This window comes from Thermoflavimicrobium daqui (genome assembly GCF_003313465.1).
In the GTDB taxonomy this organism is placed as follows: Bacteria; Bacillota; Bacilli; order Thermoactinomycetales; family Thermoactinomycetaceae; genus Thermoflavimicrobium; species Thermoflavimicrobium daqui.
In genome coordinates, this window is sequence record NZ_KZ845672.1 from 1 (window position 1) to 19,304 (window position 19,304).

General features: G+C 38.1%; 16 protein-coding genes, 1 rRNA gene and 1 riboswitch. Of the genes, 4 read left to right on the top strand and 13 right to left on the bottom strand.

Going from position 1 to position 19,304, the window contains the following annotated elements:
- The 4 genes from DL897_RS14450 to guaA form a co-directional block, all read right to left on the bottom strand.
- Positions 1-256, bottom strand: a 16S ribosomal RNA gene (locus DL897_RS14450); the annotation flags it as partial.
- A 444-nt stretch (positions 257-700) separates the two neighbouring features.
- Complete coding sequence (locus DL897_RS14455; RefSeq protein ID WP_113659855.1) at positions 701-1,813, bottom strand: peptidase MA family metallohydrolase; 1,113 nt, start codon at positions 1,811-1,813, stop codon at positions 701-703.
- Between the two features lie 121 nt (positions 1,814-1,934).
- A complete protein-coding gene (locus DL897_RS14460; RefSeq protein ID WP_113659856.1) occupies positions 1,935-3,266 on the bottom strand; it encodes an NCS2 family permease in 1,332 nt (443 codons plus the stop codon).
- Positions 3,267-3,281: 15 nt separating this feature from the next.
- Positions 3,282-4,820: a glutamine-hydrolyzing GMP synthase gene (gene guaA / locus DL897_RS14465; protein ID WP_113659857.1), complete on the bottom strand. Its 1,539-nt coding sequence runs from the start codon at positions 4,818-4,820 to the stop codon at positions 3,282-3,284.
- Between the two features lie 228 nt (positions 4,821-5,048).
- A riboswitch (purine riboswitch) is annotated at positions 5,049-5,150 on the bottom strand.
- Positions 5,151-5,539: 389 nt separating this feature from the next.
- Between guaA and DL897_RS14470 the strand changes: the two genes are divergently transcribed.
- A complete protein-coding gene (locus DL897_RS14470; protein WP_113659858.1) occupies positions 5,540-6,484 on the top strand; it encodes a phosphotransferase enzyme family protein in 945 nt (314 codons plus the stop codon).
- 286 nt (positions 6,485-6,770) lie between these two features.
- Here DL897_RS14470 and DL897_RS14475 read toward each other — a convergent pair whose 3' ends face one another.
- The 3 genes from DL897_RS14475 to DL897_RS14485 all read right to left on the bottom strand — a co-directional run bounded on the left by DL897_RS14475 (position 6,771) and on the right by DL897_RS14485 (position 9,786).
- Positions 6,771-7,565 (bottom strand): SDR family NAD(P)-dependent oxidoreductase, encoded by a 795-nt coding sequence (locus DL897_RS14475; protein ID WP_113659859.1) that lies wholly within the window; start codon positions 7,563-7,565, stop codon positions 6,771-6,773.
- Positions 7,566-7,727: 162 nt separating this feature from the next.
- Positions 7,728-8,570 (bottom strand): aldo/keto reductase, encoded by an 843-nt coding sequence (locus tag DL897_RS14480; protein WP_113659943.1) that lies wholly within the window; start codon positions 8,568-8,570, stop codon positions 7,728-7,730.
- A gap of 22 nt (positions 8,571-8,592) precedes the next feature.
- Positions 8,593-9,786 carry an MFS transporter gene (locus tag DL897_RS14485; RefSeq protein ID WP_113659860.1) on the bottom strand — a complete coding sequence of 398 codons (1,194 nt, stop codon included), beginning with the start codon at positions 9,784-9,786 and terminating at the stop codon, positions 8,593-8,595.
- Positions 9,787-9,987: 201 nt separating this feature from the next.
- Between DL897_RS14485 and DL897_RS14490 the strand changes: the two genes are divergently transcribed.
- Positions 9,988-10,359, top strand: coding sequence for a winged helix-turn-helix transcriptional regulator (locus DL897_RS14490; protein WP_113659861.1), 372 nt, complete (start codon positions 9,988-9,990; stop codon positions 10,357-10,359).
- Positions 10,360-10,719: 360 nt separating this feature from the next.
- Here DL897_RS14490 and groL read toward each other — a convergent pair whose 3' ends face one another.
- The 6 genes from groL to DL897_RS14520 all read right to left on the bottom strand — a co-directional run bounded on the left by groL (position 10,720) and on the right by DL897_RS14520 (position 15,399).
- The gene (groL, locus tag DL897_RS14495) at positions 10,720-12,366 is read right to left on the bottom strand and encodes a chaperonin GroEL (protein WP_113659862.1); all 1,647 of its coding nucleotides are present in this window, start codon (positions 12,364-12,366) and stop codon (positions 10,720-10,722) included.
- A 57-nt stretch (positions 12,367-12,423) separates the two neighbouring features.
- Positions 12,424-12,708: a co-chaperone GroES gene (gene groES, locus DL897_RS14500; RefSeq protein ID WP_113659863.1), complete on the bottom strand. Its 285-nt coding sequence runs from the start codon at positions 12,706-12,708 to the stop codon at positions 12,424-12,426.
- 156 nt (positions 12,709-12,864) lie between these two features.
- On the bottom strand, positions 12,865-13,173 hold the full coding sequence (locus DL897_RS14505) for a hypothetical protein (RefSeq protein ID WP_113659864.1): 309 nt from the start codon (positions 13,171-13,173) through the stop codon (positions 12,865-12,867).
- 93 nt (positions 13,174-13,266) lie between these two features.
- Positions 13,267-14,037 carry a twin-arginine translocase subunit TatC gene (gene tatC, locus DL897_RS14510; RefSeq protein WP_168188805.1) on the bottom strand — a complete coding sequence of 257 codons (771 nt, stop codon included), beginning with the start codon at positions 14,035-14,037 and terminating at the stop codon, positions 13,267-13,269.
- A 30-nt stretch (positions 14,038-14,067) separates the two neighbouring features.
- Entirely contained in the window at positions 14,068-14,721 is a 654-nt protein-coding gene (locus tag DL897_RS14515; protein WP_168188806.1) for a redox-sensing transcriptional repressor Rex, read from the bottom strand.
- A gap of 111 nt (positions 14,722-14,832) precedes the next feature.
- Complete coding sequence (locus DL897_RS14520) at positions 14,833-15,399, bottom strand: 5-formyltetrahydrofolate cyclo-ligase (RefSeq protein WP_113659866.1); 567 nt, start codon at positions 15,397-15,399, stop codon at positions 14,833-14,835.
- 350 nt (positions 15,400-15,749) lie between these two features.
- On the opposite strand from DL897_RS14520, the gene DL897_RS14525 reads away from it, so the two are divergent.
- Both DL897_RS14525 and DL897_RS14530 read left to right on the top strand, forming a co-directional pair.
- Positions 15,750-17,666: an ABC-F family ATP-binding cassette domain-containing protein gene (locus DL897_RS14525; RefSeq protein WP_113659867.1), complete on the top strand. Its 1,917-nt coding sequence runs from the start codon at positions 15,750-15,752 to the stop codon at positions 17,664-17,666.
- A gap of 119 nt (positions 17,667-17,785) precedes the next feature.
- The gene (locus DL897_RS14530; protein WP_113659868.1) at positions 17,786-19,300 is read left to right on the top strand and encodes a spore germination protein; all 1,515 of its coding nucleotides are present in this window, start codon (positions 17,786-17,788) and stop codon (positions 19,298-19,300) included.
- Positions 19,301-19,304 lie beyond the last annotated feature (4 nt).

The window sequence follows — 19,304 nt, forward strand, 5'->3', positions numbered from 1 at the left end:
TCACCAACAAGCTAATGCGCCGCGGGCCCATCCCTAAGTGGTCGAAACCTTTTACGATTCGCTCATGCGAGCGAAAAGATTATCTGGTATTAGCCCCGGTTTCCCGGAGTTATCCCAGTCTTAGGGGCAAGTTGCCCACGTGTTACTCACCCGTTCGCCGCTAGGAGTTTTCCCGAAGGAAAACTCCCCGCTCGACTTGCATGTATTAGGCACGCCGCCAGCGTTCATCCTGAGCCAGGATCAAACTCTCAAAGAAGTTCTTAGCGATAGCTTAGTACTTCTTGTCCCGGAATCCATGATTCTGGGGCTACCGCTAGTAGTTTGATTGCTCATCAGAATTAACGAGTCATGTTCACTCTTTAGTTTTCAAGGAACACTTTCATTTATCGAGCTCATCTCTCGAGCAGCGACATCATCTATTATATCATAACTACTAAGAGGTGTCAACAATTTTTTTCTCAATCAAATTTTATGTTGTCTTAGCAACGAAATTCAATATACCATATCATTATATCAATGTCAACCTACTTTTATCAATTAACTAACATAGTAATTGTTTACGATTTAAATATACCCAAGGTTGCCTTCTAAATTAGCCAAGCATCGCTTCCCCGTCCACTCCTTTGGTCTTAAACTTCTTAGAAATTCTTGTCTCTAGAGCAGAAGAGTTAATCGTACAACAAAGTGTTTCGCTCCGAATCTAGGAATGATTTAACCATTTCTTACTTAACTCCTCTACTGATATCCCCCAAACATGATCTATTCCTTTTCTAGTTCGCCAATTGGTCGTCTTGATTTTTTCACTACTTTCACAGTCAAGCTTAGGAAACTTACCTAAAAAAGTGAAGAAACGTCTCATCTGCTTTTCTCCATACTCTTGTACCATAAAATCAAACAAATGATAGCATGACTGATAATAAAGATGTGCTTGATGCATCGGTAACTTCTCTAAACGTATCTTTTCTAGTCTGTCCAAACCAATCAATGGAGTTCTTATAATCTTCCCAGACATCGGCTTAGACAAAAGATTTTTTTCATAATAAGTTGCTGCTCCTTCTTGTAACCAATAAGATGCATTATCATTGGTTATTTCACTTACCATTTGATGAACTAACTCATGTATAAGCCCGAAAGCTAACTCTTTTTTATCCATACCTTCAGCGACAAACTTAATAGCTTGATCAGCTTCATGCCATCCAATAGCCCATTTAGGCAAAGAAGGTTTAACAGACTGGCGAAAGATCTCTGGATGATGATACAATTTCACTTCGATTCGCTTTGGTCTCCAATGATATTTACTACTCAATAAAAAAATAGCCTTTTTCAATGTATCTAATGCAAGCTTTCCTTGTTCTTTTAACTTCGAATCTGAGAAGCGTACAACAATTGAATCACTTTGGATCTGATGAAAAGCAAGATCAGCATCTTTAAAACCTAGGTGTGTTTTTACAAAACGAAGAGGATATTTGATTGTAAATAACTTTCCATTCCTTTTATATGATTGCTGAACCCATACATCAATTTGTTGATCGGATTGAGATATCACAGACAACAGATTGATCTGATAAGAACCTGGATCAATATATTGAATGGTATCAAAAAACCAACGCTTCTGTTCTTGGATATAATAGGGATGATCAGGGTGTAATATCGAAACATAACGGGACCAATCATGCTGATTTACAGCTTGTTCTTTCTGTTTAATCAGAGAGGATAGGATATTTACTGGCGAAGATGCCTCTACAGTTAAACCCATACTATTTAAATGAAGCAATATGACTAATAAACAAATTAGCAAACGAAAAATATACATAAATACCTCCTTTCAACACTAGTGTAAGAAAGATCATCAAATTTATACAAAAAGAGCCTTTCTTCAAAGAAAAGGCTCTTAATAATTCGTGCAAGATGGCTTTCACTTCTAGAGTACTTGTTCATATAGCTCCCAGATAAATAAATCGTAAAATAAAAGCGACACCTAATACATAGATAATCGGGTGTACACTTCTCCACTCACCCGAGAATAATTTCACAATGGGATATAATACAAATCCAACAGCAATCCCTGTTGCAATACTAAAAGAAAGTGGCATCATAATGATGGTTAGAAAGGCTGGAACTGCTTCAGAGAAGAAATCCCACTCAATCTCTTTCATACTCCCCGCCATTAATACTCCAACAATAATAAGTGCTGGTGAAGTAATTGCAGCAACAGAAGCAAACGTTTCAATCAATGGAAAGAAAAATAAAGAGAATGCGAAACAGATGGATGTTGTTACCGCAGTCATCCCCGTTCTCCCACCTGATGCAACACCGGCCGTTGACTCGACAAATGAGGTTACTGTTGACGTCCCGAGCAGTGCTCCACTCATCGTTGCTATGGAGTCTGTTGTTAATGCTTTGCCCGCGCGAGGTAATTGATTATCACGTAACAAACCTGCTTGATTGGCGACTGCAACCAATGTACCTGCATTGTCAAATAAGTCAACAAACAAGAAAGCAAAGACAATCGTCACTAGACCCATATCTAACGCACCCAAGATATCTAATTGAAACAAAGTAGGAGAAATACTGGGTGGTAATGCAAAGATCTTTGTGGGTACTTTCACTAATCCTGTTATCATCCCAACAATAGCCGTACTAATCATTCCTATAAAAATAGCACCTTTTACTTTACGAACCATCAAAATAACAGTGAAAATAAGTCCAAATAAAGTTAAAAGAATTTCAGGCTTATGCGTTAAATTAGGATTAAGCGTCACAAAAGTAGACTCTGATGAAATCACAATTTGTGAGTTTTTTAAACCGATAAATGCGATAAACAGACCAATTCCAGCTGATACAGCATACTTTAGCCCTCGTGGAATGGAATTAATAATCAATTCACGGACTTTGGTAATCGTTAAAATAAAGAAAATAACGCCTGAAATAAAGACAGCACCTAGAGCTTTAGGCCATGGAACTTTCATACCCAAGACGACGACATACGTAAAATAAGCGATTAAGCCTAGCCCTGGTGCTAAAGCAATCGGATAATTTGCAATGACTCCCATTAAGAAAGTTCCTAGGGCTGCAGCAATTGCTGTCGCCACAAATACAGCCCCAAAGTCCATTCCTGCTTGTTTTCCCAACATAAATGGACTGACAAGCAGGATATATGCCATGGTAAAAAAAGTGGTAACACCAGCTAAAAGCTCTGTTTTTAGGTTCGTTCCATATTTTTCGAAGCCAAAGTAGCTAGAAATTCCAGAACGTAACTTGTTCATCCAAAGCCACCTCGCTTATTCCCATTCAATCGTAGATGGCGGTTTGGATGTAATATCATAAACGACACGATTGACATCTGCAACTTCATTAACAATACGGGTAGAAATTCTCTCCAATAGATCATAGGGAATACGAGCCCAATCCGCTGTCATTCCATCAATAGAGGTAACTGCCCGAATTCCTACTGTATAGGCATAAGTTCGTACATCTCCCATAACTCCAACGCTACGGAAATCAGGTAAGGCGGTAAAGTATTGCCATATTTCGCGATCCAATCCTGCATTCTTAATCTCTTCACGTAAAATCGCATCCGATTCACGAACAATATCTAATTTATGTTCAGTCACTTCACCAATCACTCGAATCGCGAGTCCCGGCCCTGGGAATGGCTGACGCCAAACAATCTCATCTGGAAGTCCCAGTTCTTCCCCTACTTTTCGCACCTCATCTTTAAATAAGGTATTTAAGGGTTCAATTAGCTCCATTTTCATATCTTCAGGAAGTCCACCCACATTATGATGGGATTTGATCGTATGTGCTGTATCAGTCCCTGATTCAATAATATCTGTGTATAAAGTTCCTTGCCCTAAGAATCGATGATCACCAAATTTAGCTGATTCCTCTTCAAAAACACGGATAAATTCATTTCCGATAATTTTCCGTTTTTGCTCTGGATCAGATACACCCTTCAATTTTTGTAAAAAGCGATCACGAGCGTCAATTTTCACCAAGTTCATATGAAAATGCTCACCGAAGGTTTGGACGACTCCTTCTGCTTCCCCTTTACGTAAGAGCCCATGATCTACAAACATACAAGTCAACTGATCACCAATAGCTCGGTGGATCAATGCAGCAACCACTGAAGAATCAACGCCTCCACTTAAAGCACAAAGCACCTTTTCTTCACCGACACGCTGACGGATATCTTGGATGGCATCTTCAATAAATGTCTCCATACTCCAGTTGCCTTCGCACTGACAAATATCATAAAGAAAATGAGAAATCAGCTGATTTCCATTCACACTATGCCGGACTTCTGGATGAAACTGCACCGTATATATTTTTCTTTCTGGGTTACTCATGGATGCCACAGGAGCCGAATGAGTTTTTCCATCGATTTGAAATCCTTCAGGAGGTGCTACCACTACATCCGTATGGCTCATCCATACAGTCTGCTTCCGATCCATCTCTTTATAGAGAACAGAGTCAGAAATCACTTCCAGATCCGCTTTTCCATACTCCCTCTTTTCTGCTCGATCTACTTTCGCTCCAAAGTGAGCAGCAATTAACTGCATACCGTAGCAAATCCCGAGAATAGGTATATCCAGTTCAAAGATGCTTGGGTCACACTTGGGGGACTTTTCATCATATACACTATTGGGTCCTCCTGAGAATACAATCCCTTTCGGAGCCATCTTTTTAAGTTCTTCGGCAGTGATATTATGGGGTAATAATTCACTAAAAACACCTAAGTCACGAATTCGTCTAGCAATCAACTGATTATACTGCCCACCAAAATCAAGTACAACAACTCGTTCCATGGGTTTTTCCACTATCAATCCCTCATTTCTACTCCATTGGGGTATTACATATGATTGTTGTTTGAATGTTGTTTCATCCGCTTTTTTTCTAGATGTCCACCTAGAATCGTGCTTGATTGACAACAAACTCGCTTCTAAAAAAACCGGGTACTATATCGCAAATAAAGCGATATAGATCCCGGTCCCTTTTTCTTCATTTCGTCCATCCTTTTTACTATCTATGAAGAAAAACATGAGAACTCCAGAAAATCCATCGCTCGTAGTCTGACTATTTACGGTAGTCGGGTAGAAACGTTTAGGCCCTATTCCTAAACATATACGTGCTATAGATCTGTCGGAATTTATCATACCAAAGCCAGAAAGAGCAGGTCAAGCTGTATATATCCATACCCTAATCAGGGTACTTTTATTTATCAAAATGGGAAGTCGATATGATAATGATCTAATCATTCAATCATATCACCGTGACTTCACTTGCCTAAAAGTTTCCTTATGTAGTTGGTTTGTCATGAGTAGTTTCTAGACATACTTCAAATAATGAATAAATAACAACAAAAATCAAAATAGAACTCTATGCTATTTCTTTATACATCACACTTTGGTAAGATTATACAACGATTAAGTATTTAGCTGATCTCCCTATGATATAACTCGCTCTACTCCCTTCATTTTCGTTTTTTGCAATGAATCAATTGTCCAAAAAAGATCGATAAAAGAATGGAGGTACTGCGATGTGGAGACCAAACATTTTAGAAGAAGCATGTCGAAGATTTACTGGAAAAACCACCCCGCTCCAGTCTCTAAGTGGAATTTATAAAAATATGTATGAATATACACATAATGGACATCCTCATATTTTAAAACTGATTCCAATCGCTGCACGTGGTGCTGAACTTCTAGACACTGAGCTTCAGTGGGTCAATTATTTAAAGGAAAACGGGATCTCTACACCTCATTTTATTCAATCGAAAGAAATGCGTTATGTTGAAGTCATTCATAAGCTACCATTTCCTTGTTGTGTGATCTCTTTTAAAAAATTAAAGGGGAAACAGGTAAAACACCATCAAAATGAATGGAACGAGCAACTATTTCGTTCTTGGGGAAAAGCAATGGGAAAAATGCATATGCTATCCAAAAAAGACTGGTCGAAGCAACCGCTACATTTTTCCCAATGGAATGAAGGAGAGATCTATTATCGTGATCTTTCTTTTGCTGGTGAAAAAATCCTTAGAAAATGGGAAAAGTCGATCAAAACGATTTGTGACTTGAAACAAACCAAACAAAATTATGGACTCATTCACAACCATTTAACTCCAGAATCCTTCTTGGTCGCGAATGACGGTAAACCTTTGATCTTTGACTTTTCGCATTGTAAGTTTCATTTTTTCGCCTATGATATTTCTGTTGCATTATATGATGCATGTATGGTCATGAAGCCTGCTGAACGAGGCTTATTTAAAAATATTTTTCTCAACGCTTTTATAGATGGATATCAGTCCGAAAATGAACTAGATTCCAACTGGAAGGAATGGGTAGACTTTTTCATTGAATTCCGGTTTCTCTTTCTATACTTTTCGAGTTACCTTAATCCCACAGGACTATCCCCCACCCAAAAAGAAAAACTTTATCAAATGCGTCTCAAAATAGAACGCGGAACCCCTGCTTTTAGTGCATAAATTAAAACTCCTACGAGAATCGAGTTCCCGTAGGAGTGTTTATTAAAAAGAAATAGCATCCTATCTTTATATCCTTTGATAAACAAAGATTTTCTATTTATAAGAATATAAAATAGAAATGACAACTCAAAAATCTGCTTTTCAAAGGAAACTGCCAATAACATAAAACTCATGTCAATACAAATATTTTTTATATTTTAAGTGAAAAATGAAGTATGGTTCTTTATCAGTGAACTATTAACCTTTACCAAATGCAGATGTATTATATTAACATTTCTTTTATTTATTAAAACACACTACGCACTAATCCCCCATCTATTCGTAATGCGGAACCATTAATAGCCGAGGAAAGGGGACTACTTAAGAAGTTAACAAGATGTGCAATTTCTTCTGGTCGAATAAGCCTTTGAATAATAGAAGTTGGTCGATTCTCTTTCATAAATCGCTTTTCAGCTTCTTCCATTGTCAATTTTTCATTAGGATAAAGGCTATTTAACATCGTTTCTACTCCCTCTGTTAAAGTGGAACCTGGCATAACAGTATTGACAGTCACATTTGTTCCTTTAGTTAGCTCAGCTAAACTGCGGGAAAGCGAGAGCTGCATCGTTTTGGTCGCACTATAATGAGCCATTTCTTGAGATGGCATAATCGCTGCTTCGCTAGCGATAAAGATGACTCTGCCTTCTTTTTTCTGAATCATTTGTTTTAGATAATGGCGAGTAAGTCGAACACCACTCATGATGTTGGTCTCAAACAGCTTAAACCAATCTTCATCAGGGATATCAAAATATTCAACAGGCTCAAAAATTCCCAGGTTGTTAATAAGGATATCTACTTCAGGGTACTTCTCAATAACCTTTTGGCATCCTTGTTCTGTTCCTAAATCAGCTACTACTGACTGAAGGATAGCTTCAGGATACTTTGCTTTAATTTCTTTTATCGTTTGATTAACTTTTTCTTCACGACGTCCATTAATAAGTACAGTGGCACCTTCCGCCACTAATGACATGGCGATTGCTTTTCCAATTCCTGATGTAGACCCAGTAACTAGTGCCATTTTTCCTTTTAAATGCAATTGCATTCAGATCCCTCCCAGATTCATGTTTTAGATCATTAACCTATATAGAAATGAATATTTACGTTTAATAGTATGGATCACTCCTCTTACTTTAAACATCAGAAATAAGAGGAGCTACTCTTTACTCAAAGACCAAAAAATGCGACTATATCTTTCTGCGTCTTATTAAAAGTCAAAATTGTCCGGATCCGGTCCTACTCGATAATTCTGATTCAAGTCATCAATGATTTGCATTTCCTCTTTCGTCAATTCAAAATCAAACACATTCGCATTTTCAACAATTCGATGTTCTTTTGTTGATTTCGGAATTATAACAACCCCGTGTTGCAAGTGCCAACGCAAAATAATTTGGGCGACAGATTTATTATGCTTGTCCGCAATTTCCTGTAAAACTTCATTAGATAGCAATTGACCTTGCATTAATGGCGACCATGCTTCAAGTTGAATATCGTTGTTTTGACAAAATGATTGCAGCTCTTTTTGAGTTAGTCGAGGGTGGCGCTCTACTTGATTGACCATTGGTTTAATTTCAGCATCCTTCATTAATTCTTCCAAATGATGAATTTGAAAATTACTTACACCAATTGCTTTTACTCGCCCTTCTTTATAAAGAGTTTCCAATGCTCTCCAAGCATCTTTATATTTGCCTTCAACTGGCCAATGAATCAAATATAAATCTAAATACTCTAAGCCAAGTTTCTTTAAACTTGTTTCATATGCAGCAATTGTTGATTCATACCTTAAATCTGCGTTCCAAACCTTAGAAGTAACAAATAGCTCTTCTCTTGAAATACCCGCTTCTTCTAAGCCTTCTTGGATTCCTTTTCCAACACCTTCTTCATTCTCATAAATCGCTGCAGTATCTACGCTACGGTATCCATGTTTAATAGCTGCTTTTACTGCGTTTACTAATACAGGACCCTCTTCGACTTTAAAAACTCCAATTCCAAGCCAAGGCATTTTCACACCATTATGCAAAGTTGTTGTATCTTGTAATTTTTTTACCATCATCTTTAAAACCTCCAAAATTTTATATTTTACTTATTTGATATTTTCGTTCCAAAGCTCTACTAAATCCAGTTAAGACTGCAGCCACTAAAACCATAAGTGCTCCAATCCAAGACGTATGGATAAGTCCTATCGAGTCTGTAATAAGACCGCCTAAATAGGAGCCAATTGCAATCCCTGCATTGAATGCAGCAATATTTATTGCTGATGCCACATCAACCGCACTCGGAACAAAGCGTTCAGCCAGCATCACAACATATACTTGTAAGCCTGGCACATTCATAAATGCTAACAGCCCCATCAAAAGAATTGTTATTAATCCAGCAATTTTAAATGGTGCAGTAAACATCAAAATAAATAAGACAACAGCCTGTACAATAAACATATAGAACAATGCACGAATTGGATTTTGATTCGATAACTTACCTCCAATCATATTGCCAATCGCAATTGCGATTCCATAAGCTAATAAAATAACAGCTACAGTTTCTTCTTTAAACCCGGTAATATCTTGAAGCAATGGGGATAAGAAAGTGAAAACAACAAATGTTCCGCCATATCCTAATGCCGTAATGATGAATAAAAGCAATAATCGGCCATTTGTCACAAGCTTAAGCTGATCACGAAAAGAAGTTTTTACTCCTTTTCGTAAATTAGATGGAACCAAAATGCTATTTGCAATTAAGGCAATGACACCAATAATAACAATGGTAATAAAGGCCGTTCTCCAACCTAGTTGCTGCCCAATAAAGGTGCCAAATGGAACGCCAGTTACCGTAGCTACTGTAAGACCCGTAAACATAAATGAAATCGCACTGGCTCTGCGATTTTCTGGAACTAAATCGGCAGCTATTGTTGATCCTATTGACATGAAGACCCCATGTGAAAATGCTGAGATCACACGTGCTACTAGCAATAACCCAATTGTCGTAGAGATTGCAGCAAGAGTATTGCCAATAATAAAGACAAGCATAATCCAAAGTAACAATGTCTTACGTGACATTCTCGATGTCAATGATGTCAAAATAGGAGCTCCAAATGTTACCCCTAAGGCATATAAAGAAACCGTTAACCCAGCAGTGGTCACCGGAATACTTAAATCAGTTGCAATAAGAGGTAGCAATCCGACGCTGATAAATTCAGTCGTTCCGATTGCAAAAGCACTAACTGCTAAAGCGAGTAATGCTAACGTGCTTTGTTTTTTACTTAAAGCCATATTATCTCCTCCTTTCTTCTGTTATATAAATGGAAACTTTCTTTTCAGCGAATAATAAATTTCGAAAGAAAGTATAGTATGAATCGGCCTGCAAATGTTATTATGAGATATATCAATTATAAAAAAAAGTACGCACTTTAAAGTTATATAGTAACCTAAAAGTAATATAGGTACTTTTTAGTGCCTATAAGGAGGACAAGCATGCAAAAAAAGAAATACAATATTTCTGTTGAAGCGACATTAGAAGTCATCGGTGGAAAGTGGAAATGTGTGATTCTCTGCCATCTAACTCACGGAAAAAAAAGAACAAGCGAACTAAAGCGCCTCATGCCAAATATCACACAAAAAATGCTCACCCAACAGCTGCGCGAGCTAGAAAAGGATGGTGTCATCAATCGAATCGTGTACAATCAAGTTCCACCAAAAGTAGAATACGAACTCAGTGAATATGGACAAAGCTTAGAAGGTATCTTAAATTCACTATGTATATGGGGAGAAAAACATATTACCAAAGTATATGGTGATAAATTTGCTGTATTAGAGAATAGCGTTTTAAATGATAACTTGAAGTAACATTTTCATTGAATAGATTAGACTATCTAATACGAAAATATACAGGATTTTACTTATTGAGTACGTAAAAACCCAAAAATTCAACTCCAATGTAGTGGAGTTGAATTTTTTGTTAATTAACAAATTACACATTCTACGACTCTAAAGCCTATAATTCATCTAATATACTGCCTGTTTGTTTAAATTTATTTGCATATATTAAAATCTACAACATTACAAAAGGCATAAAAAAAGAAGCTTCCCAAAAGTTCAAAGAACTAATGGAAAGCCCCTTATGATCAAGGTTCATGCTACTTTAATATGACCCGAATGGGGCATTAAAGAACAGAGTCCTTATCTAGCAAGAGCTTGGGGGAATGATTACATCATGCCGCCCATTCCGCCCATGCCACCCATTCCTGCCATGTCTGGAGCTCCGCCACCTTTGTTTTCTTCAGGCTTATCAGCAACAACGGCTTCGGTGGTAAGGATCATACCAGCTACTGAAGCAGCATTTTGTAATGCAGAACGGGTTACTTTCGCTGGGTCAACAACACCTGCTTTGATCATATCGACCCATTCACCGGTTAGAGCGTTGAAACCAGTACCTAATTCTTCATTTTTCAAGCGCTCAACGATGACAGAACCTTCATAGCCAGCGTTTTGTGCGATTAAGCGAACTGGCTCTTCGAGTGCACGTTTAATAATGCTTACACCGGTTTTTTCGTCGCCTTCAGTGGTTTCTTCAAGAGCTTCTACCGCTTTAATTGCGTTAACGAGTGATGTACCACCACCAGCTACGATACCTTCTTCAACACCTGCACGAGTAGCGTTGAGGGCATCTTCGATACGCAATTTTTTCTCTTTTAATTCGGTTTCAGTAGCAGCACCTACTTTGATTACCGCTACACCACCAGCGAGTTTCGCTAAGCGCTCTTGTAATTTTTCTTTGTCAAACTCAGAAGTAGTTTCTTCGAGTTGTTGACGGATTTGTCCGATGCGGCTTTGGATATCAGCTGGCTCACCAAATCCATCGACTACAATCGTATTGTCTTTGCTTACACGTACTTGACGTGCACGACCAAGAGATTCGATTCCTGTGGATTTGAGTTCAAGACCTAACTTTTCAGTGATGAGCTGACCACCAGTAAGTGCAGCAATGTCTTGTAACATGGCTTCACGACGGTCACCAAAGCCAGGTGCTTTAACTGCTACAGCAGTAAAGGTACCACGTAATTTATTCACAACGAGAGTTGCAAGAGCTTCCCCTTCAACATCCTCAGCAATGATCAAGAGTTGTTTTCCTTGTTGAACTACTCTTTCTAAGACTGGAAGGATATCTTGGATGCTACCAATTTTCTTATCAGTGATTAAGATATATGGCTCATCAAGTACCGCTTCCATTTTGTCAGTATCGGTAACCATGTATGGGGAGATATAACCACGATCAAATTGCATACCTTCTACAACTTCAAGCTCGGTATTAAATCCTTTGGATTCTTCAACCGTGATCACACCATCTTTACCTACTTTTTCCATCGCTTCTGCAATCAAGCTTCCTACTTCATCGTCATTAGCAGAGATTGCAGCTACTTGAGCAATAGCTTCTTTACTTTCGATTGGTTTAGCAATGCTTTTAATTTCAGCTACAGCAGCATTTACTGCTTTTTCGATCCCTTTACGAAGGATCATTGGGTTTGCACCTGCTACAACGTTGGTCAAACCTTCTCGCACCATGACTTGTGCAAGAACAGTAGCGGTTGTGGTTCCATCTCCAGCTACATCATTGGTTTTGGTTGCAACTTCTTTAACCAATTGTGCACCCATGTTTTCAAATGGATCTTCTAATTCGATTTCTTTCGCAATGGAAACTCCGTCATTGGTAATGAGAGGAGAACCAAATTTTCTTTCTAATACAACGTTACGACCTTTTGGGCCAAGAGTTACTTTTACAGCATCAGCCAAAGCATCTACACCACGTAACATTGCACGACGTGCTTCTTCACTAAATTTAATCATTTTAGCCATGTTCGTGTATCCCCTTTCCTTATGTAGGGTCTTTCATTTTATCCTCAAAAATCCAAACTATTCAACGATCGCTAATACGTCGCTTTCGCGAAGGATTAAGTATTCTTTATTATCGTATTTAACTTCGGTACCTGCATATTTGGAGAAAATCACACGATCTCCAACTTTTACTTCTAAAGCTACACGGCTCCCTTTTTCATCAATACGTCCAGAGCCAACAGCTACCACACGTCCTTCTTGTGGTTTTTCTTTAGCGGTTTCAGGCAGTACGATACCGCTAGCAGTCTTTTCTTCCTTTTCAATTGCTTCTAATACAATGCGATCACCCAATGGTTTGATCATGATATGCCCTCCTTTATTAAGGTGGTCTTTTCTTTTTGTTAGCACTCGATCGGTTCGAGTGCTAACACCCAATTACTATGATATTCATCTAAGCACCTTTTTGCAAGTCCTTAAAAGAAGAAAATATCAAAACGAAAAAATAGCCATGAAGATCGCTTATTCCTCATCCGATGCGTTATATGTTAAACCGTATTTACTACGGTCATCATAAAGGCGAGTTACACTTTCTTCAATCATGGGATCTATTTTTCCATCCATTGCATTCGGTAATGAAGTGGCATTTTGTTTCTCGCTATTTTTATTCTTCCACTTATCCATTGACTGTTTAATACGCTTACTCCCACTTTTTATCCATTTACTATCTATTTTTCGAGTGAATAAAGCATATAACAGAAATAGAAGAGTAGCTATCGCGATTAGCCAACCTATTTTCTGTGATTTGGAAAACGGATAACTTTTTCTCATGACCATTCCTCCTAAGTACTTATGTCCTTATTATCCATTGTTTCCAAATCAATAGGGTCTATGTAGTAATCCAAGGTAGAAAAAAAAGAAGGCTTACTCGCCTTCTAATCCATCTTCTTCAAGTGGAATCTGTTGTTCTTCTCTTTCCATTCGTTTCGTTAGCCAATAGGAAAGCAAAATACTAATCTCATATAATAAAATGAGCGGAATCGTGACAATGACACAAGAGATCACATCGGGCGGTGTAATCACTGCTGATACAACCACTAACGCTAAATAGGCAAAACGTCTTATTTTCCCTAAAAATTGTGGTGTGATCAAACGGATTCGAGTCAAAAATAATGTGATCACAGGTAACTCAAAAAAGAATCCCAAAGGTAAAATAATATTTAACATAAAACTAAAATAGTCATAGACACCATATACTTCTGGAATTCCAAGCTGTTGATTTAATTCCTGCAAAAAGTGAATTAGATATGGAAATAAAACAAAGTATCCAAATAAAAGCCCACCTAAAAATAAAAGAATGGCTACGGGAATATAAACTAAAGCAGCTCGCTGTTCACTTTTTCTTAGTCCTGGACGTACAAACTGCCAAAGATGATATAAAATCACAGGCAAAGTTGTCACAATTGAACAGATGAATCCGATTTGCATCCAGACTCGAAGAGATTGACCAGGTGCGAAGGTATGAAGTTGTACACCTTTCATCGAATCTTGGCGAATCCACTCAAAAATATCCTTAGCATAAATCACGCTGACAATAAAAGTGATCAAGAAGAAAAGGACAATCCATAAAATACGATTACGTAGCTCACGTATATGTTCGGTCAGTGGTTGGACTTGCTCTTGATCGACATGCATAATCATACTCCTTATCGACTGTTTTCAAGCTTACTCTTCATTTATGTCTTCATCAGCAGGGAAGTTTTTTAAGAAGTAAATGAGTGTCTGAAGCTCTGAAGTTAAATCAATATGATGGATGCGCACATGTGTAGGTGTATTTAATCGAGCTGGAGTAAAGTTTAAAATACCACGAATACCCGAGTCAATGAGAAAATCTGTAGTAGCTTGAGCTACATTAACGGGTACAGTTAAAATAGCTACTTCAACATGATGTAACTCCGTTACTTCCTGAAAACGATCCATTGAATAAACAGGAATTCCATCAATATCTGTTCCTACTTTGGCAGGATCTTTATCAAAACCTGCTACAATTTTCGTACTATGACTCCGATAAAAATTATAACGTAAAAGTGCTGTTCCTAAATTCCCTACGCCTACCAAAACGACATTGGTTACTTCATCTTGCTTCAAAAAGTCACGTAAAAACTGCAATAAATACGTTACATTATATCCATATCCCTTTTTTCCTAATTCGCCCAAATAAGAAAAATCTCGTCGAATCGTTGCAGGGTCGATTTGCAATGCATCACTTAAATCCGCTGAAGAAACACGCTGTTTACCTATTGCATGTAACTTTTCTAAATATCTGTAATAAAGTGGTAATCGTTTGGCTGTCACCTGTGGGATTTTTTGTTCACCCATAATAAACCCCCATATGAATAGATTCAAGCTACCTTTAAATATATCACAAACTTAGGCTTCAATCCCGTTATTATGATTAAAATATACCATGTTCAAACTCTTCCCAAACGGTCAAACATTGAATATTTGTTGAGGAGTCACAATCAAATGCATCGGTTGATCATGACTTTCAGGATAAACGGTTGCAACTATTTGCTCAGGATACGCAACACCTACTCGAATACAGCTTGTATACTTACTAAAAAATCGATCATAATAACCGCCTCCATAACCTAAACGAAACCCTAACGGATCAAAGGCTACTCCAGGAACAATCACAAGCGGAATCGTGCCCGGATCTATTTCTTTGGTTGGATCACTCGGCGGCTCTACGATACCATAAGAGCCTAATTCCAATTCTGAAAATGAATCGATTCGATAACAATTCATGGTACGCTCTTTGGGATTTACTTTCGGTAAAGCAATTTGTTTCCCTAATTGCCATGCTGACTTCATCGCTGCTCGAAGATCGACTTCACTACGAATAGCCATATAAAATAAAATGACATCTGCATCTATAAAAAAAGATGATTGTACTAGTTTCTCACTAATTTGCTGTGAGGATTGTGTAATATATTGGGGAGATAACTGTTTTCTTACTAAAATCATTTCGGCTCTTAATTTCTTTTTTGTAATCATGTTTTTCCAGATCCTTTCTATTTGCTCAGTAGTGTTGATTATCCAAAAAGTGGATTTGAAGAGGATTATTTTTCGGCTAAGAGTCTTTTAGATGTCCTACTTAGCGGAAAAGGTCGGAATCAGATGTGCTTTTAGGGCAACCTCCTTCTTTGTGTTGCTTCCATTTCGGCTTTGCCCGTTACATCTGATAGAGATCTTTGGAGCGGACAGTTCAGCTTCGTTGTAGGACATCTGTAGAAACGTGACGAAAATATGACCTCTCCTATTTCCTCTATTTGGTAAATCAACACTACTACTATTTGCTAGGTTCTATATTCTTTTATAGACTTATAAGCAATGAGGTGAACATCATGTTAATCTTACAAACCAAAAATATTTATAAATCATATGGTAGCACAGAAGTCTTAAATCAAATTAACTTACAAGTTCGTGAGAATGAGCGGGTAGGTTTAGTTGGAGCAAATGGAGCTGGAAAAACAACTTTACTTAAAATTATAACAGGTGAAATACAACCCGACGACGGTGAGATCATCTTAAGTAAAAAGGCTCGTATAGGCTACTTAGCTCAAAATAGTAAACTCGACTCTAGTAAAACGATTTGGGATGAACTAAATCAAGTCTTTTCCGATTTAAAGCAGATGGAGGCTGATTTACGACAGCTGGAAAATAAAATGGGACAAGAACATATTTTTTCCAATGAAAAACTTTACCAGAAAACACTCGAAAAATATGCATCTCTTCAGGAAGCCTATGAAGAAAAAGGCGGTTATAGCTATGAAGCAAGAATTCGTGGTACTTTACATGGATTAGGAATAGGACATTTAGATCCGCACACCACGAGAATCCATGAGCTTAGCGGTGGACAAAAAACACGTGTTGCTTTGGCCAAAATGCTACTCGAAGAGCCTGGATTACTTATTTTGGACGAACCAACTAACTATCTGGATATCGCCGCTACTGAGTGGCTAGAACACACGCTAAGTAATTATAAAGGAGCTGTCTTACTTGTCTCTCATGATCGCTATTTTTTAGATCGACTTGTTTCAGTCATCTATGAGATCGAACAGCACCAAGCGACTCGTTATGTCGGTAATTATACAGACTATATGGTACAAAAAGAAGAGCGGATTCATGCGCAACTTAAAGCTTATGAAGAACAACAAGTTGAAATTAAAAAAATGGAAGACTTTATTCAAAAAAATATTGCTCGTGCTTCTACCACTAAACGTGCACAAAGCCGCCGAAAAACACTCGAAAAAATGGAACGTTTAGAAAAGCCTCTTATCCAAAATAAGCAAGCTGCTATTCGCTTTGATACTGCTGTTAGTAGCGGAAAACAGGTATTAGAGGTAAAAGATTTAAGTGTAGGTTATGAGAAGCCTCTTCTTAAAAATTTGTCCTTTCGTCTAGAGCGCGGTGAACACGTAGCGATTATCGGTCCCAATGGTATCGGAAAGTCTACCTTACTAAAAACCTTAGTTGGACACCTGCCTTCTCTTGATGGTGAGATGAAGTGGGGTGTACAAGTTCAAATGGATTATTATGATCAAGAGCAAAAAGAGCTAAACCCAGAAAAACAAGTGATTGATGAAATATGGGATTACCATCCACATCTAGATCAAACGACCATCCGCTCCTATTTGGGACAGTTTCTTTTTAGTGGCGAAGATGTGTTTAAGAAAGTATCTGATCTAAGTGGTGGGGAAAAAGCACGCCTTTCTTTACTGAAGCGACTCTTAAATCAAGCTAATTTTCTCTTAATGGATGAGCCGACTAACCATTTGGATATGTTTAGTAAAGAGCGTTTGGAGCAAGCACTTGAAAACTTTCCAGGTACATTATTGTTTATTTCCCATGACCGTTATTTTATCAATCGGCTTGCAAATCGCGTCTGGGAAATTTCTTCAGAAGGAATTAAGGATTATCCAGGTAGCTACGAGTGGTATCTGGAGAAAAAAGCCTTGGAAAAGCTAGAAGAAACAACTGGAGTCCCAGAGGAAGAAGCTACTCATTCATCAGCTCAAACCTATCGTCAGCAAGAAAAAGAATTAAGACGTCAACAAAAAAAGCAGCAGCAAAAAATCATGGAGCTGGAAAAAGACATTATCGAAATAGAAGAGCGGATCGCAGAAATTCATGAGCTGCTTTGTAATCCCAATCTATTTTCTGATCCCCTAAAAAGCTCTGAGCTAAAGCAAGAATTGGAACAACTCGAAAATAAACTCACCTTAAAAACAGATGAATGGGCAGAACTAGCAGATACGTAGACAAAGAGTGACTTTATCAGTGCGACAAAAATAGTCGCTCTTTTTTTATGCATAAATATGGATAGTCTTGTGCCACAATAAAAAGGAAAAATCTTGTAAGTCGACGAGGTGTAATCAAGTTGAGTTTTCTCAAATGGTTTAGTGGAATACTTGGTAAAGAAAATAAGAAGGAACCTGACCAAGCAAAGCCCATTTCAAAAAGGTTAACCCAAAACTTAAATACGCTAAAGGAGCACTTTTCATTAGCCCCTGATCTTACCGTCCGTCAATTTCAAATCCATGATGGGACGCAAGTTGCTCTAGCCTATCTAGAAGATTTAGTGGATAAAGTGGCGATCAATGATCAAGTATTGCGCCCGATCATGCTTGAATCGAAAACAATCCAAGATATTCTGAACTACCTCCTTCCCATCGGAAAGATGGAAACAGCTCAAAATTGGGAGGAGATCGATTCTTCCCTTTTAGCTGGAAAAAGTATTCTTTTTATCAACGGAAACGCTCATGTATTTATATTATATACACAAGGCTGGCCTCAACGCGCGATCGAAGAATCTCCTGTGGAGACGACCATTAAAGGAAGTCATCAAGGTTTTGTAGAGAAGGCATCGACAAATATTGCACTCATCCGGCGCTATATTCCAAACCGCGAGCTAAAAATCAAGAAGCTCTCTGTTGGTGAGCGTAGTAAAACGACTATTTTCTTATTGTATATGCAGGATATCGCAAAACCGGAGATTGTCTGGGAGTTAGAAAAGCGAATCAAAAAAGCTCGCATCGATGCCATTATAAACGCTGGGGAACTTGAGGAACTCATTGAGGATCATCCTTATAGCATCTTCCCACAATTCGAAACTTCAGAAAGACCTGATCATACTTCCATGCAACTTTTACAAGGGAGAATTGCCGTCCTTGTTGATCATTCACCTCGGGTAATCATAGCTCCTATGAATTTCACTTCTTATTTTCAAAGTGTTGATGATTTTAGTTTTCGATGGGCGATTGCTTCATTTACTCGTTTTTTACGACTCTCTGCTATTTTTATTGCCACAGTCTTTCCAGCTACCTATATTGCGATTATTTCTTTTCATTATGAAGTGATACCGATGGACTTAATGCTTTCCATTGCTAGTTCCCGTGCCAGAGTTCCCTTTCCTCCTATCATCGAAGCACTCTTGATGGAACTTGCGATTGAAATGCTAAGAGAAGCAGGACTTCGCCTACCCAAATCAATTGGACAAACGATCGGTGTCGTAGGAGGGATTGTGATCGGCGAGGCAGCAGTTCAGGCGGGTATTGTTAGTAACATTATGGTGATTGTTGTAGCGGTAACAGCTATTTCTTCTTATATCATTCCGAACTTCGATATGGCTTCATCTATCCGTTTATCTCGTTTTCCTATTATGATCCTAGCTTCGATTTTAGGCATGGTGGGAATTATCATTGGCGTCACCATTATTATCATTCATTTAACTTCGATGGAATCGCTAGGCGTTCCCTATACCAGTCCGCTTGCCCCCATGCGTTTTTCCGACTGGAAAGATACATGGATTCGTATTCCTTTGCGTAAAATGATTAATCGTCCTCTCTCTGTTCATCCTACCCAATTGAAGAGACAAGGACATAAGAAAGAGTGAAACC

Coding starts and splice junctions, on each gene's coding strand:
- DL897_RS14490 (WP_113659861.1), top strand. CDS start 9,988: ATGCAAAAAAAGAAATACAATATTTCTGTTGAAGCGACATTAGAAGTC.
- DL897_RS14515 (WP_168188806.1), bottom strand. CDS start 14,721: ATGGGTGAACAAAAAATCCCACAGGTGACAGCCAAACGATTACCACTT.
- DL897_RS14505 (WP_113659864.1), bottom strand. CDS start 13,173: ATGAGAAAAAGTTATCCGTTTTCCAAATCACAGAAAATAGGTTGGCTA.
- DL897_RS14485 (WP_113659860.1), bottom strand. CDS start 9,786: ATGGCTTTAAGTAAAAAACAAAGCACGTTAGCATTACTCGCTTTAGCA.
- groL (WP_113659862.1), bottom strand. CDS start 12,366: ATGGCTAAAATGATTAAATTTAGTGAAGAAGCACGTCGTGCAATGTTA.
- DL897_RS14475 (WP_113659859.1), bottom strand. CDS start 7,565: ATGCAATTGCATTTAAAAGGAAAAATGGCACTAGTTACTGGGTCTACA.
- DL897_RS14455 (WP_113659855.1), bottom strand. CDS start 1,813: ATGTATATTTTTCGTTTGCTAATTTGTTTATTAGTCATATTGCTTCAT.
- DL897_RS14525 (WP_113659867.1), top strand. CDS start 15,750: ATGTTAATCTTACAAACCAAAAATATTTATAAATCATATGGTAGCACA.
- DL897_RS14470 (WP_113659858.1), top strand. CDS start 5,540: ATGTGGAGACCAAACATTTTAGAAGAAGCATGTCGAAGATTTACTGGA.
- DL897_RS14460 (WP_113659856.1), bottom strand. CDS start 3,266: ATGAACAAGTTACGTTCTGGAATTTCTAGCTACTTTGGCTTCGAAAAA.
- DL897_RS14520 (WP_113659866.1), bottom strand. CDS start 15,399: ATGATTACAAAAAAGAAATTAAGAGCCGAAATGATTTTAGTAAGAAAA.
- groES (WP_113659863.1), bottom strand. CDS start 12,708: ATGATCAAACCATTGGGTGATCGCATTGTATTAGAAGCAATTGAAAAG.
- tatC (WP_168188805.1), bottom strand. CDS start 14,037: ATGCATGTCGATCAAGAGCAAGTCCAACCACTGACCGAACATATACGT.
- DL897_RS14480 (WP_113659943.1), bottom strand. CDS start 8,570: ATGGTAAAAAAATTACAAGATACAACAACTTTGCATAATGGTGTGAAA.